Source organism: Limnobaculum parvum (genome assembly GCF_003096015.2).
GTDB lineage: Bacteria > Pseudomonadota > Gammaproteobacteria > Enterobacterales > Enterobacteriaceae > Limnobaculum > Limnobaculum parvum.
In genome coordinates this window covers 2190617-2204992 of sequence record NZ_CP029185.2, presented here as the reverse complement: position 1 = coordinate 2204992, position 14376 = coordinate 2190617, and the positions used below count along the sequence as shown (strand labels likewise).

At 45.3% G+C, this 14376-nt stretch carries 15 protein-coding genes; 14 read left to right on the top strand and 1 reads right to left on the bottom strand.

Annotated features, from left to right (window positions below; all coding sequences use genetic code 11):
* Nucleotides 1–97: 97 nt before the first annotated feature.
* Together sucC and sucD are read left to right on the top strand one after the other, a co-directional pair.
* The gene (gene sucC / locus HYN51_RS09165; protein WP_108899756.1) at nucleotides 98–1270 is read left to right on the top strand and encodes an ADP-forming succinate--CoA ligase subunit beta; all 1173 of its coding nucleotides are present in this window, start codon (nucleotides 98–100) and stop codon (nucleotides 1268–1270) included.
* A complete protein-coding gene (gene sucD / locus HYN51_RS09160) occupies nucleotides 1270–2175 on the top strand; it encodes a succinate--CoA ligase subunit alpha (protein WP_108899755.1) in 906 nt (301 codons plus the stop codon). Before sucC ends, sucD begins: the two co-directional genes overlap by 1 nt.
* 70 nt (nucleotides 2176–2245) lie before the next feature.
* On the opposite strand, the gene HYN51_RS09155 is transcribed toward sucD, so the two are convergent.
* Nucleotides 2246–3439 carry an IS4 family transposase gene (locus tag HYN51_RS09155; RefSeq protein WP_108899754.1) on the bottom strand — a complete coding sequence of 398 codons (1194 nt, stop codon included), beginning with the start codon at nucleotides 3437–3439 and terminating at the stop codon, nucleotides 2246–2248.
* Between the two features lie 335 nt (nucleotides 3440–3774).
* Between HYN51_RS09155 and HYN51_RS09150 the strand changes: the two genes are divergently transcribed.
* The 12 genes from HYN51_RS09150 to cpoB all read left to right on the top strand — a co-directional run bounded on the left by HYN51_RS09150 (nucleotide 3775) and on the right by cpoB (nucleotide 14335).
* Entirely contained in the window at nucleotides 3775–4854 is a 1080-nt protein-coding gene (locus tag HYN51_RS09150) for a glycosyltransferase family 9 protein (protein WP_108902010.1), read from the top strand.
* Between the two features lie 682 nt (nucleotides 4855–5536).
* On the top strand, nucleotides 5537–7108 hold the full coding sequence (cydA, locus tag HYN51_RS09145) for a cytochrome ubiquinol oxidase subunit I (RefSeq protein ID WP_108899753.1): 1572 nt from the start codon (nucleotides 5537–5539) through the stop codon (nucleotides 7106–7108).
* A gap of 14 nt (nucleotides 7109–7122) precedes the next feature.
* Entirely contained in the window at nucleotides 7123–8262 is a 1140-nt protein-coding gene (gene cydB / locus HYN51_RS09140; protein WP_108899752.1) for a cytochrome d ubiquinol oxidase subunit II, read from the top strand.
* A gap of 22 nt (nucleotides 8263–8284) precedes the next feature.
* Complete coding sequence (gene cydX / locus HYN51_RS09135; RefSeq protein ID WP_108899751.1) at nucleotides 8285–8386, top strand: cytochrome bd-I oxidase subunit CydX; 102 nt, start codon at nucleotides 8285–8287, stop codon at nucleotides 8384–8386.
* A gap of 2 nt (nucleotides 8387–8388) precedes the next feature.
* Nucleotides 8389–8682 (top strand): cyd operon protein YbgE, encoded by a 294-nt coding sequence (ybgE, locus tag HYN51_RS09130; protein ID WP_108899750.1) that lies wholly within the window; start codon nucleotides 8389–8391, stop codon nucleotides 8680–8682.
* A 143-nt stretch (nucleotides 8683–8825) separates the two neighbouring features.
* Entirely contained in the window at nucleotides 8826–9230 is a 405-nt protein-coding gene (gene ybgC, locus HYN51_RS09125; protein ID WP_108899749.1) for a tol-pal system-associated acyl-CoA thioesterase, read from the top strand.
* Entirely contained in the window at nucleotides 9227–9910 is a 684-nt protein-coding gene (gene tolQ / locus HYN51_RS09120) for a Tol-Pal system protein TolQ (protein WP_108899748.1), read from the top strand. The genes ybgC and tolQ overlap by 4 nt, the downstream gene beginning before the upstream one ends.
* Nucleotides 9911–9924: 14 nt before the next feature.
* On the top strand, nucleotides 9925–10359 hold the full coding sequence (tolR, locus tag HYN51_RS09115; RefSeq protein WP_108899747.1) for a colicin uptake protein TolR: 435 nt from the start codon (nucleotides 9925–9927) through the stop codon (nucleotides 10357–10359).
* A 64-nt stretch (nucleotides 10360–10423) separates the two neighbouring features.
* Nucleotides 10424–11566 carry a cell envelope integrity protein TolA gene (gene tolA, locus HYN51_RS09110; RefSeq protein WP_108899746.1) on the top strand — a complete coding sequence of 381 codons (1143 nt, stop codon included), beginning with the start codon at nucleotides 10424–10426 and terminating at the stop codon, nucleotides 11564–11566.
* 140 nt (nucleotides 11567–11706) lie between these two features.
* Nucleotides 11707–12999, top strand: coding sequence for a Tol-Pal system beta propeller repeat protein TolB (gene tolB / locus HYN51_RS09105; RefSeq protein ID WP_108899745.1), 1293 nt, complete (start codon nucleotides 11707–11709; stop codon nucleotides 12997–12999).
* Between the two features lie 52 nt (nucleotides 13000–13051).
* Complete coding sequence (gene pal, locus HYN51_RS09100; protein WP_108899744.1) at nucleotides 13052–13567, top strand: peptidoglycan-associated lipoprotein Pal; 516 nt, start codon at nucleotides 13052–13054, stop codon at nucleotides 13565–13567.
* Between the two features lie 9 nt (nucleotides 13568–13576).
* A complete protein-coding gene (gene cpoB, locus HYN51_RS09095; RefSeq protein WP_108899743.1) occupies nucleotides 13577–14335 on the top strand; it encodes a cell division protein CpoB in 759 nt (252 codons plus the stop codon).
* The last annotated feature ends 41 nt before the right edge of the window (nucleotides 14336–14376 follow it).

Here is a 14376-nt window from a genome sequence, read left to right as displayed (position 1 = left end):
ATGAGTGTGTTTTCGAACTTAGTATTCGCTTAGCAAGCGGTATCTTGAGTGTCGAGAGGCGCAGTTCTTTAATCCCTACAATAATGGATAGAACATCATGAACCTACATGAGTATCAGGCAAAACAGCTTTTTGCTCGGTATCGCTTACCGGTACCAACAGGCTATGCCTGTAGTACAGCACAGGAAACGGTCGAAGCAGCAGAAAAGATCGGTCAGGGTCCTTGGGTCGTTAAGTGTCAGGTACATACCGGCGGTCGCGGAAAATCCGGTGGTGTAAAGTTGGCTAAGACGAAAGAAGAAGTGCGTGAGTTTGCCGATCGTTGGTTAGGCCAGCGTCTGGCTACTTATCAAACGGATGCTGCGGGTTTACCGGTTAACCAAATTCTGGTTGAAACCGCGACTGATATCGATCGCGAACTCTATTTAGGTGCAGTTATTGACCGCAGCTCTCGCCGTGTCGTTTTCATGGCTTCAACAGAAGGCGGCGTTGAAATCGAGAAAGTTGCGGAAGAGACACCTCATCTGATTCACAAAATGGTATTGGATCCATTAACTGGTCCGATGCCTTATCAGGGCAGAGAGCTGGCGTTTAAACTGGGATTAACCGGTAAACAGGTTAATCAATTTACCAATATCTTTGTTGGTTTAGGTAATCTGTTTTTACAGTGCGATCTGTCTCTGGTGGAAATTAACCCACTGGTAGTTACCGGCTCCGGGGAGCTAATCTGTCTGGATGGCAAACTGGATGTGGATAGCAATGCGCTTTACCGTCAGCCAGAACTGCGTGCGATGCGCGATCCAAGCCAAGAAGATGAGCGCGAAGCCCATGCAGCGGAGTGGGAGTTAAACTACGTTGCTTTGGACGGTAATATTGGTTGTATGGTCAATGGCGCTGGCCTGGCGATGGGTACCATGGATATTGTTAAGCTTCACGGCGGCGAACCGGCTAACTTTCTTGATGTGGGCGGTGGAGCAACCAAAGAACGTGTTAGTGAAGCTTTTAAAATTATTCTGTCAGACGAAAAGGTAAAAGCGGTATTCGTGAATATCTTTGGCGGCATTGTTCGCTGCGATCTGATTGCTGACGGTATTATCAGCGCTGTTGAAGACGTTGGCGTTAATGTACCGGTAGTTGTTCGTTTGGAAGGTAATAATGCTGAGCTGGGGGTTAAAAAACTCAGCGCCAGTGGCCTGAATATTATTGGCGCAGCCAGCCTGACCGATGCCGCTCAGCGCGTGGTCAGCGTAGCTGCCGGGGAGATTCGATAATGTCCATTCTGATAGATAAAGAGACCAAAGTCATTTGTCAGGGTTTTACCGGCAGTCAGGGCACGTTCCATTCCGAACAGGCGCTGGAGTACGGCACTAAACTGGTTGGCGGTGTGACGCCGGGTAAGGGTGGTACCATCCATTTAGGCTTACCGGTGTTTAATACCGTTCGCGAAGCCGTTGAGGCTACAGGTGCTACTGCATCGGTTATCTATGTACCGGCGCCATTCTGCAAAGATTCTATCCTTGAGGCTGCGGAGGCTGGCATTAAGCTGATCATCTGTATTACCGAGGGTATTCCGGTTCTGGATATGTTGACGGTAAAAGTAAAAGTCGATCAGTTGGGAGTGCGTATGATTGGTCCTAACTGTCCAGGGGTCATCACCCCCGGAGCCTGTAAGATTGGTATCATGCCGGGCCATATTCATAAACCGGGTAATGTGGGTATTGTGTCTCGCTCGGGTACATTGACCTATGAAGCAGTGAAGCAAACCACCGATGCCGGATTTGGTCAGTCAAGCTGTGTAGGTATTGGAGGCGATCCAATACCAGGTTCTAACTTTATTGATATTCTGAAGTTATTTGAACAAGACCCGCAAACTGAAGCTATCGTCATGATTGGTGAGATTGGTGGCTCTGCAGAAGAAGAAGCCGCCCATTATATTAAGCACCATGTTACCAAACCGGTTATCGGTTATATTGCCGGGGTAACTGCGCCTAAGGGTAAACGCATGGGGCATGCTGGAGCCATTATTGCTGGTGGTAAAGGTACTGCTGATGAGAAGTTTGCTGCACTGGAGGCCGCAGGTGTTCGTACGGTACGCAGCCTAGCAGATATCGGTGAAGCCGTTAAAGCCTCGCTGGGAGCGCACACGGCAAAAAAGATCTCTGCTGAAGTGAATTGATTATAAAAGTCATTTCATGACCGTTTATTAAAAGCCGCTTATGCGCTGAGGGATCCCCACAAAATCAGCGCTAATAAACCAACACCATACTCTGGTAGGTTTTGGCGAGATGATTAAGAACAGTGCTCAGTACTGTTCGTCTTAAAATTAGCGGTGAGTGTCGCAAGACATTCTCCGCTAATGTCAGATAAGAAATTACCCGCCGCGATTTAATACTGTTGGCCTGGTATCTCAGATGTAACCCTCTATTTTCAGCGTGATAGCCAATAAGCCACAACACTATTGTGCTCAGTGTTGCCAGCAGGCTCAGTACCCTCATTCTGCCCGCCGAACGGCTGTAACTGGCTCGCAGGCCGAACCCAAAGCGTTCGCTTTTCTCATCCCGAAAGTTCTGCTCTATCTGCATACGACGACTGTATAACTTCATGATTTCACGTGGCTTAAAATCATTCGTGTTGCTGAAAATAAGCCAAGGTTCTCTTGCTGCGTTACGGGCGTCATTTACCTGTGAAAGCCTTGTGGGTCGGCAACGGGAACGTTTGTAGTGCCTCCCTTTTGACGCTTTTTTATGAAGGTAAAAATGACCGTCACACCGGGCATATTCGGCCCGCGCAAGCGTACCCGGCCCCAGATATTCTGGTTTGCTGCTGGCCTGTAATTCCTGACGCCTGAACCAGTATTCTCCTTTGCTGTCTAGGCGCATCTGAATATTGCCTCTGACACGGCCGATAAAATCCCATCCGAGTGACTGGATATGCCGGAACCATGCATTCTGAAAGCCTGCATCTGTAACGATAATAACCCTGGCCTTTGGGTTCACGGCTCCGGCAAGGGCATCAAGGAAAGCTTTCTGTATCTGTGAGTTCTGCTGTTTTTCTGAGGAAACAATCCAGCTTAACAGGGGAAGTGAACGTCCGTCACAAAGCAGACTGGCACGAAGCACATGATATTGCTGAGAAGGATAACCGCTCCAGTCAACCGCAATAACACACAGCGATAATTTTTGGGTCAGCATGGTGATAATACCTTTGAAAATAAGAGGGATATCACGATGAAGTGATTCATTACCCAGCAGACGGTCAACTCGTTTGATTTTATTTTTGACCTGAGCCGCACCGGGTAAATAACGGCCAATACTGGTCAGCGTCAGTGATGCACCGCTGATTAAGGCAATAGTGGCATCCAGCAGAGCATTTTGTCGGTATTTGTGAGATGGGGATAGAGCATCGCGGAAAAACTTCTGACATACTTGGTAAACAGGCATAGAGGTGATCTCATTGAATTGATAGCACAATCAGTAGATCACAAAACTCTATGCCTGTCTTTTTTTACCTGCTCATTACTGGGGATTCCTCAGCGCTTATGCGGCTTTTTTGTGGCCTGATTTAAGTGACTTTGTCGGGAGCTGATACTATTTTTTCCTTAAAAATCAATGGATATAATTTTAATTATATCGTATTTCATAATAATGCATTGAAGTTATATTATTGTTTATATTAGACTTTAGAGATGGTCGTTTATAAATTGAGGGCGATTAGCCCATTTTTTATAGATATACATTGTTTGCCACTTTTATCAGCGCTTATGATTGGGATTGTTATGAGTAAGTTATTAAAACAGAAGTTAGCTGGTCTCTTTATTACCGCCTATCGGCTTACTGGTTTTCATGTTAAAAAAAATCTCCAACCCTCTGATGTCTGTAATTTAAAGAATATTGCTATTTTCTCTACTACAGCATTGGGGGATTTTCTCCTTAATACGCCAGCCATTGCGGCTATCCGGAAAAAATATCCTGACGCTAATATTACAATCGTTGTCCATCGACGGAATGCTCTGTTAGTTGAGGGTAGCGATATGTTTAGCGATGTTCTCTATTGGGATGGCAAACTGAATGGCGTATTGAAATTAGCTAAAGATTTGAGAAGCCATCATCTTGATGCCGCATTTTTGCTCCATTCCAGATCACCTTATGACATCGTTACAGCAACACTGTCAAACTCACCAATTATTGTTAAAGATGTGTATTTCAACGATTATTTAAATAGACCAACTTTTTATCTTAATCCTTTTTTATCGGTTGATGGAAATAACCGAATCGGTGATGTACATCTTATTCACAAAAAAGCAGAGTTACTGAAGAGTATTGGAATTGATACGCCTTCAATAGAGATGGTGATTCCTGTTGAATATACCCCTGAGAAAAAAAATAGAAAAACAATAGGGCTCCATCTTGGCGCCTCTTCAGAAGAACGCTGCTGGCCAATTGAATCATTTGCTATTGTTGCCGAGCAGATTTTGAATAAGTTTCCTGATGTCGATGTCGAACTTATCGGGGGACCAGGAGAAATTGAGCGTAATAATCAGTTATTACATTCATTGCTTCCTTTTAGTGAGCGAGTGACAAACTCCGCGGGAAAAACAAATTTAAAGCAATTAGTTGAGAAAATAGCCTCTTTTCAATGCTTGATTGTAGGTGATACCGGGCCTTTACATGTAGCGATTGCTGTTAAGACGCCAGCAGTTGTTATGTTCCGAGGCATGAAACATGCTATAGGTACCAGACCATTGCAGGATCTGGTATTACATAACGTATTAATTTCGGAAGAAGACTTAGGGATATCATCAATTAAAGCAGATGAAGTTCTGAAGGCCGTGTATGAAAGACTATCCGTAGATTAGGTCAGTGTTTTAGGATTACAGCCGAGTTTGTAAAACCAGCACGTTTATATCATTGCTGCAATATTTCTCTGAAAGTGAAATATTGCAGCATTCTCTCCTCGCTCTACTATCCTTTTTCTATCCGTGTTTCGTTTTTCATTCAACATGGCGACTTATCAAGCTGAAGATTCTTTATAAAAAACCATTCAATGTTAATTAATTGTTTTTATCAATGCAATGATGTTAATTAAATGTATTGAATGACGCATTTTATTTAGTATATATCGCCAAAATAGTAATTAAATGGAATTGAAAAATATTGAATCTATGGTGTAATTAGCTGAAATTGTTTTACATCAATTTTTTGCGCAGATGTTCTACATATCGATTTTGATTTGAGTTCACAATTCTAATTTTTTTGCAAAATACCTATTTATTGTAAGGGATTAGAAGCGTAGTATTTAATGTGTGTTATAAGATCGTTTAAGTTAATAGGTGTTTATGTTCAACAGGACACAGCGTGGATAGCGAGTTAAACGCGGTATGACTATTAAAATAGTTGATAAAACAAATATTGCTTACAGATTGATGTAAATTGATTTTTTAAGGCATTCACCTCTGGTGAGTAATGGGTGTAAGACGGCAGGTACAACATCTATTTTGAGTTGTTACCGTTCGTCTTCCTGAGGAGCAAGGAGTCAAGATGTTTGATATCGTCGAACTATCACGATTACAGTTTGCCCTGACGGCAATGTACCATTTCCTGTTTGTCCCGCTAACGTTAGGTATGGCGTTTTTGTTGGCAATCATGGAATCGGTATATGTGCTGACAGGTAAACAAATATATAAAGATATGACCAGATTCTGGGGCAAGTTATTCGGTATTAACTTTGCACTGGGTGTGGCTACGGGTTTAACCATGGAGTTCCAGTTTGGTACAAACTGGTCTTACTATTCCCAGTATGTAGGGGATATCTTCGGTGCGCCTCTGGCTATCGAAGGTCTGATGGCGTTCTTCCTTGAATCAACGTTAGTTGGTTTGTTCTTCTTCGGTTGGGATCGTCTAAGTAAGGTTCAACATTTAACCGTAACTTGGTTTGTTGCTTTAGGTTCTAACCTTTCTGCACTGTGGATTCTTGTGGCAAACGGCTGGATGCAAAATCCAGTTGCATCAGAATTTAACTTTGAAACCATGCGCATGGAGATGCTTAGCTTTGCGGAACTGGTGTTAAACCCAGTTGCTCAGGTTAAATTCGTTCATACCGTCTCTGCTGGTTATGTTACGGGTTCGATGTTTATTCTTGGCGTTAGCGCATTCTATTTACTGAAGAAGCGCGATCTGCCATTCGCCAAGCGTTCATTTGCTATCGCGGCTTGTTTCGGTCTGGCTTCAACCCTGTCAGTTATCCTGTTAGGTGATGAGTCTGGTCATGAGTTAGGTGATGTACAGCGCGTGAAACTGGCAGCTATTGAAGCAGAATGGGAAACACAACCTGCTCCGGCCGCATTCAACATCATTAGCCTTCCGGATCAAAAAGAGATGAAGAACCACTACGCGATTGAGGTTCCTTATGCTTTAGGGATCATCGCAACGCGTTCTTTAGATAAGCAAATCACCGGTCTGAAAGATCTGATAACAGAAAACGAGTTACGTATTCGTAACGGTATTACTGCTTATCAGATGCTGGAAAAACTGCGCGCAGGGGATAAAGACCCGGCAGTAAGAGCTACCTTTAACCAGACCAAAAAGGATTTGGGATTCGGTATCCTGCTGCACACGCAAGCTAAAGATATCAATAACGCAACAGAGGCTGAAATCAAAGCCGCTGCTGCCAGCACCATTCCTGAAGTGGCTCCGCTTTACTTCTCATTTCGTATCATGGTTGGCTGTGGATTCCTGATGCTATTGATCATCGGCCTCTCGGTATATCACGTTGCACGTAACCGCATTGGTGAGAAACCCTGGTTGCTTCGTTTAGCGCTGTACGGTATTCCATTGCCGTGGATTGCTTGTGAAGCCGGCTGGTTCGTTGCTGAGTATGGCCGTCAGCCGTGGGCGATTGCCGATGTTCTGCCGGTTGCGGCAGCAACATCGAACCTGACGACAGGTGACCTGTGGTTCTCAATCATCCTGATTTGCGGGCTGTACACACTGTTCCTCATTGCGGAAATGTACTTAATGTTCAAATATGCACGCCTAGGCCCAAGTAGCCTGAAAACAGGGCGTTACCACTTTGAACAAAGTAGTGCCGCATTAGTGCAAGAAACACGGTAAACAGGAGTCCAGACATGTTAGATTACGAGACATTACGATTTATCTGGTGGCTGTTGGTTGGCGTGTTATTGGTAGGTTTCGCCATTACCGATGGTTTTGATATGGGCGTCGGTATTCTTGTGCCTATCATCGGTAAGACCAATACTGAACGTCGTATTATGATTAACAGTATTGCCCCTCACTGGGATGGTAACCAAGTATGGTTGATCACTGCCGGTGGTGCATTATTTGCTGCATGGCCACAGGCTTATGCCGCTGCGTTCTCCGGTTTCTATATTGCGATGATTCTGGTTCTGGCGGCGTTATTCTTTCGTCCGATTGGTTTCGATTATCGCGGTAAAGTTGAAGATCAGCGCTGGCGTAACCTGTGGGATGGTGGCATCTTCTTTGGTAGCTTCGTCCCGGCGCTGGTGTTTGGTGTGGCCTTTGGTAACCTGTTGCAAGGTGTGCCATTCAACATCGACAGCATGTCCCACTTAACTTACACCGGTAACTTCTTCCAACTGCTTAACCCGTTTGCCCTGGTTGCTGGCGTGGTTAGCCTGATGATGTTAGTGACTCAGGGTGCGGCATGGTTACAGATGAAGACCACTGCCGAGCTGCGTCTGCGTGCTCGAACGGCAACGCAAATCGGTGCTTTAGTGGTACTGATTGCTTTTGCAGCAGCAGGGGCTTGGGTAGTTTATGGTATTGATGGTTATGTTGTGACCTCGGCATTAAATCACACGGCTCCGTCTAACCCGCTGAACAAGCAAGTTGCTATTCAGGCCGGTGCATGGCTGATTAACTATAACAACTATCCGATTTTGTGGACTGTGCCCGCATTAGGTGTGGTGTTACCGTTACTGACTATCATCAGTTCTCGCTGCAATAGCGGTGGTATGGCATTCCTATTCTCATCACTGACCATTGCTTGTGTCATCTTTACGGCGGGGATCACGATGTTCCCATTCATCATGCCGTCAAATATTAACCCAAGCATTAGTTTGACCATGTGGGATGCAACTTCAAGTCACCTGACTCTGACAGTAATGACCTTTGTTGCGCTGATTTTCGTTCCACTGATATTGATTTATACGATTTGGAGCTACGTGAAAATGTTTGGCCGTCTCGATAGAAAGCACATCGAAGACAACCACACTTCACTGTATTGATATCAACATAAGGAGCAAAACAATGTGGTATTTTGCCTGGAGTCTCGGTACGTTGCTTGCCTGTGCATGTGGTATCATCGGTGCAGTATGGTATGAAACCAACAACGGGAAAAACGACGAATAATAATGGGTACTTTGTTTAATAAACTGTACGCTATTATGGATAAGGGCCCGTTTCGGGCCCTTTCTTTAATCTTAGCGTTTTCACTGGCGTTCTGTGTTTTTTGGGATCCCGCCCGGTTTGCAGCCAAGACCAGTACTGTTGAGATATGGCAAAGTTTTCTGGTTATGTGGGCAATATGCACGGGGATTATTCACGGGGTAGGGTTTCGTCCTCGGAGAATTCGCTGGAAAGCTTTTTTTACGCCGCTTCCGGCAATTGCGGTCTTGATCGCTGGCCTGGCTTACTTTTTGTCATAAGCGCATTTCAAATAGCAAAAGTAATAGTCAGTTTTTCTAACTGAGAATTATTTTTGCTCTCATCTGCAGCTTCCCATTCACAAGAGGTTTGCTCTTGCGTATAGTATCAGCCGGTTAGTTATAGAGTCAGACTGGATATATTTGTGAGTAACTTGCTGTTCAAATGGCCCGTTCGGGTCTATTTTGAAGACACTGATGCAGGCGGTGTAGTTTATCATGCCCGTTATGTGGCCTTTTATGAAAGAGCGCGCACTGAGATGCTGCGCCAATACAATTATAATCAGCAACAATTGCTGAGTGAGCATGTCGCTTTCGCTGTTCGTCGTATGGCCGTTGAGTATATTTTTCCTGCTCGTCTCGATGACATGCTGGAGATTGAAACTGACGTTGTGGCTATTGGCGGCGCATCCCTTACGTTTGCACAACGCATCTTTGACCAACATGGTAAACTTTTAAGCCAGGCAGATGTGTTAGTAGCATGTGTTGATTCACACCTGATGAAGCCAATGAAGCTTCCTCGGTCTATTGTCGCGGAGTTAAAGAAGTGACTGACATGAATATCATGAGCCTGTTCCTTGAGGCTAGTTTACTCGTAAAATTTGTAATGCTGATCCTGGTTGGGTTTTCAATTGCATCTTGGGCTATTATTATCCAACGTACCCGTATTTTAAGTACGGCGAGACGTGAAGCGGAAGCTTTTGAAGATAAATTCTGGTCTGGTATCGACTTATCTCGTTTGTATCAGGAAAGTAACTCCCGTCGCGATGACTTGGGTGGTTCAGAACAAATTTTCTATTCAGGTTTTAAAGAGTTCGCTCGCCTGCACCGCGCTAACAATCATGCGCCGGAAGCAGCCATTGAAGGGGCAACCAGAGCGATGCGCCTTTCCCTGAATCGTGAGCTTGAAAACTTAGAAAACCATATTCCATTTCTTGGTGTGGTAGGGTCTATCAGCCCGTATATCGGTCTGTTTGGTACCGTATGGGGTATTATGCACTCCTTTATCGCGCTGGGGGCAGTAAAACAGGCAACATTGCAGATGGTTGCTCCGGGTATTGCTGAAGCGTTGATAGCGACTGCAATTGGTCTGTTTGCTGCGATTCCTGCCGTAATGGCACACAACCGCCTTAGCTTACGAGTATTTAAGCTCGAGCAGAATTATGACAACTTTATGGAAGAGTTCACCACAATTCTCCATCGTCAGGCGTTCTCCACAGAGACTAAATAAGCAAGGGGGCTAGCGTGGCGTATAAACGTACATCTCGGCGCAGTAGCACCGGTAAAACGGCTGAAATAAACATCGTTCCGCTGTTGGACGTGCTGTTAGTGTTGTTGTTGATTTTTATGGCAACAGCACCCATTATCACCCAAAGCGTAGAGGTTGATTTACCGGATGCTTCCGACTCGAAAGCCGTCTCTACGGATAATAAACCTCCAGTTATTGTCGAAGTATCAGGAGTGGGGCAATATGCGTTAGTTGTTGATAAAGATCGCATTGAGCATATCCCTGAGCAGCAGGTGATTGCAGAAGCTCAGGCACGGTTAAAGGAAGATCCAAAAACAGTATTTTTAATCGGTGGCGCTAAAGAAGTTCCTTATGATGAAGTCATTAAAGCGTTAAATATGCTTCATCGTGCAGGGGTAACCTCTGTTGGGTTGATGACTCAACCGATATAATGGTTGAGTCTGGCTTAGTTAAGCCAGCGGTCTTGTTAGTTCATTTGTTTTTTGGAAGCAACGCGTGGTAAAGGCGACAGAACACGAAGATAAACTAAACCGTTCCGTAATGGTTTCGATAATTTTGCATATTCTGGTGATTGGCTTATTGGCGATCGGCGCGTTTATGCAAAAAGATGTCCTGACCGGTGGGGGCGGCGGTGGTTCAGTAATTGATGCAGTGATGGTCGATCCTAATGCTATGGCACAACAGTATGAGCGCCAGCAGCAGCAAAAATCAGATGCCAAGCGGGCAGAGAAACTCAGACAGCAGGAAGTTGACCGTCAGGCGGAAGAGCAACGTCAACAACAGGCGGCAGAACAACAACGTTTGAAGCAGTTGGAAAAAGATCGTCTTGCCTCTCAGCAGGCAACTAAAAAACAGGCGGAACAACAGCAACAGGCAGAGCTGGCGGCGAAGAAAGCTCAAGAAGTGCAAAAGCAAGCTGAGGTTCAGGCTGCTCAAGCTAAGGCTGAAGCGGAAGCGCAACAACAAGCTACGGCAGCCGCAGCTGAGGCAAGAAAGAAGGCGGAAGCCGATGCTAAAAAAGCGGCTGATGAGGCTAAAAAGCAAGCAGAGACGTTAGCCAAACAGAAAGCGGCAGAAGATGCTAAACAAAAGGCTGCTACTGAAGCTAAGCAAAAAGCGGCAGATGATGCGAAAAAAGCAGCGGATGCTAAAGCTGCCGCCGATGCCAAAGCAGCCACGGACGCTAAAGCTGCTGCTGATGCTAAAGCCGCAGCAGGTGCCAAAGCCGCTGCAGATGCTAAAAAAGCTGCGGCGGATGCCAAAAAAGCAGCCGCCGAAGTTGATGATATTCTAGGTGGGTTGGCCTCTGATAAGAATGCACCATCAGCCAATGGTGCTTCTGGTGGTGGTGCAAAAGCAGGAGCCACCGGGCCTGAAGTCAATGCCTATATGTCGCAGATCCAATCTGCAATTATGCGAAATTTCTATGATGCGCAACTGTACAAAGGCAAAACTTGTACGCTGCGTATCAAGTTAGCACCAGATGGAACGCTATTTAGTGTTCAGGCAGAAGGTGGGGATCCGGCCCTTTGTCAGGTCGCGTTAGTTGCGGCAAGGCAGGCGAAGATACCGAAACCCCCATCAACTGCTGTGTATGAAAAGTTCAAAAATGCACCAATCGATTTTAAACCACAGTAACTAAAAGATAGATAAAGAGAAATTACGTTTAGACTTGATTTATGATTGGTTATAGCCAATATTTGGATGGTTTAAACGTTATCACTTTGTTACAAACGAGCAATTTATCAAGGTCATCAGGCCGGGATAAGGGAGAGAACATGAAGCATGCATTTCGACTAGCTATGGGGTTGCTGATTTTGTGGGCATCCGTGCTACACGCTGAAGTCAGAATTGTTATTACTCAAGGTGTGGATTCAGCCCGACCTATTGGTGTTGTACCATTTAAGTGGACGGGTACTGGCGCCGCGCCAGAAAACATTTCCGATATTATCGCTTCTGATTTAAGAAATAGCGGTAAATTTAATCCATTGGCGGCTGAACGTAACCCGCAAGCACCAAGCTCAGTATCTGAAGTAACGCCAGCAGCATGGTCTGCCCTAGGTGTTGATGCGGTAGTGGTTGGTCAAATTCAGCCAAGTGCTGATGGTGGTTACTTGGTATCTTATCAATTAGTTGATACCTCAACCGCCAGCCCAACGGTGTTATCACAAAACCAATACAAGATAACTAAACAATGGTTACGCTTTGCAGCTCATACCGCCAGTGATGAAACTTTTGAAAAGTTAACCGGTATTAAAGGTGCATTCCGTACCCGTATCGCTTATGTGGTGCGTAAATCTGGTGGACAATACCCTCATGAACTGCGCGTATCGGACTATGATGGTTTTAACCAGTCAGTTGTTCACCGTTCTCCTGAGCCGTTGATGTCTCCAGCTTGGTCTCCAGACGGTAGCAAAATTGCTTATGTAACTTTCGAAAGTGGCCGTTCTGAATTAGTGGTTCAGACATTGTCAAACGGCGCTATCAAGCGCGTTGCTGCTTTCCCTCGTCACAATGGTGCTCCGGCATTTTCTCCGGATGGTTCTAAACTGGCTTTTGCATTATCAAAAGATGGCAGTTTGAACTTATATGTGATGAACTTAGCTTCAAGTCAAATTACTCAGGTCACTCGCAGTCGTAGTAACGACACCGAGCCATCTTGGTATCCGGATAACCAAACTCTGGCGTACACGTCCGATCAGGGTGGGCGTCCACAAATTTATAAAGTGAATGTTAACGGCGGTGCGCCGGTTCGCGTTTCCTGGGAAGGTGCTCAAAATCAAGACACGGATGTATCACCAGACGGCAAGTTTATGACTATGGTGAGCTCTGCGAATGGTCAACAGCATATCGCTAAACTGGATCTGGACACAGGAGCGGTGCAAGTATTGACCGATACCTTCCTGGATGAAACGCCGAGTATCGCACCTAACGGAACCATGATTATCTATAGCGCCACTGAGGGGCAGGGTAGCGTGTTACGTTTAGTTTCGACCGATGGGCGTTTTAAAGCGCGTCTTCCGGCAACTGAAGGTCAGGTTAAGTTCCCTGCCTGGTCGCCGTATCTGTGATGCATGATGTTAAAAATGTATAGCAATCTTATTTATTAAAGGATCGAGAAAAATGCAACTGAATAAAGTGCTGAAGGGGCTGATGTTTGCGTTACCTGTTATGGCTCTGGCTGCATGTAGCAGCAGTGGTTCTGACACCGATGGTAGCCAGTCAGGTATGGGTGCTAACGGCGGCGGTTACGGTATGGGTGGCAACAGTTCGTCTCTGGATGAGCAAGCGCGTCTGACTCTGCAACAGCTGCAAAGCAACAACATCGTTTACTTCGATTATGACAGCTACGATGTACGTTCTGATTTCGCTCAAATGTTGGATGCTCATGCAGCATTCTTGCGTTCAAACCCGTCTTACAAAGTGACTATCGAAGGTCATGCTGATGAACGTGGTACTCCGGAATACAACATCGCACTGGGCGAACGTCGTGCTAATGCGGTGAAGATGTATCTTCAGGGTAAAGGCGTATCTGGTGAGCAAATGGCTATCGTCTCTTATGGTAAAGAGAAACCTGCTGTGATAGGTCATGACGAAGCTGCTTATGCTAAAAACCGTCGCGCAGTACTTGTTTACTAAGAGAAATTCATGAACCGTAATTTCAGATATCGTTTATTAGGTCTGTCGTTACTGGTTGGCGTAGCAGCCCCTGGGGCTGCTATTGCTGCGTCAGATGATGAACGCCTCACTCAGCTGGAGCGTATATCTAACGCACATGGGCAATTGCTGACTCAATTGCAGCAGCAATTTTCCGATTCGCAGAGAGATATTGATAGTCTGCGCGGTCAGATCCAAACCAACCAGTATCAGTTAGAACAAATTGTCGAACGGCAAAAAATTATTTTGCAGCAGATAGATGAACTTGGCAGTAAAGGGGCTTCATCTGCCGCGAGCACGTCGAGTACTTCATCGGCCAGTGCAGCCACAAGCGCAGCAGCAAGTACCTCAAGCGGTACTGAGGCAGCCAGTAGTGGAAATGAAAAGCAGGATTACGATAATGCAGTAACCCTGGCTCTGGAGAAGAAACAATATGATGATGCCATTACTGCCTTCCAAAGTTTTGTAAAACAGTATCCAAACTCCAGCTATCAGCCAAATGCTAATTACTGGTTGGGGCAACTGAATTACAATAAAGGCAAAAAAGATGATGCGTCATACTATTTTGCATCCGTAGTGAAAAATTACCCTAAATCACCTAAAGCTGCTGAATCAATGTTGAAAGTGGGCATTATCATGCAGGAAAAAGGGGATAAGGATAAGGCTAAAGCTGTATATCAGCGCATTATCTCCCTGTACGCGAACAGCGCCAGCGCGAAACAAGCAGAGAAACGTTTAAGCGCCCTGTAAGCTTTTGGTTATTATAATCTGCCTGTATTTTTACCAGATTG

Coding starts and splice junctions, on each gene's coding strand:
- sucC (WP_108899756.1), top strand. CDS start 98: ATGAACCTACATGAGTATCAGGCAAAACAGCTTTTTGCTCGGTATCGC.
- sucD (WP_108899755.1), top strand. CDS start 1,270: ATGTCCATTCTGATAGATAAAGAGACCAAAGTCATTTGTCAGGGTTTT.
- HYN51_RS09155 (WP_108899754.1), bottom strand. CDS start 3,439: ATGCCTGTTTACCAAGTATGTCAGAAGTTTTTCCGCGATGCTCTATCC.
- HYN51_RS09150 (WP_108902010.1), top strand. CDS start 3,775: ATGAGTAAGTTATTAAAACAGAAGTTAGCTGGTCTCTTTATTACCGCC.
- cydA (WP_108899753.1), top strand. CDS start 5,537: ATGTTTGATATCGTCGAACTATCACGATTACAGTTTGCCCTGACGGCA.
- cydB (WP_108899752.1), top strand. CDS start 7,123: ATGTTAGATTACGAGACATTACGATTTATCTGGTGGCTGTTGGTTGGC.
- cydX (WP_108899751.1), top strand. CDS start 8,285: ATGTGGTATTTTGCCTGGAGTCTCGGTACGTTGCTTGCCTGTGCATGT.
- ybgE (WP_108899750.1), top strand. CDS start 8,389: ATGGGTACTTTGTTTAATAAACTGTACGCTATTATGGATAAGGGCCCG.
- tolB (WP_108899745.1), top strand. CDS start 11,707: ATGAAGCATGCATTTCGACTAGCTATGGGGTTGCTGATTTTGTGGGCA.
- pal (WP_108899744.1), top strand. CDS start 13,052: ATGCAACTGAATAAAGTGCTGAAGGGGCTGATGTTTGCGTTACCTGTT.
- cpoB (WP_108899743.1), top strand. CDS start 13,577: ATGAACCGTAATTTCAGATATCGTTTATTAGGTCTGTCGTTACTGGTT.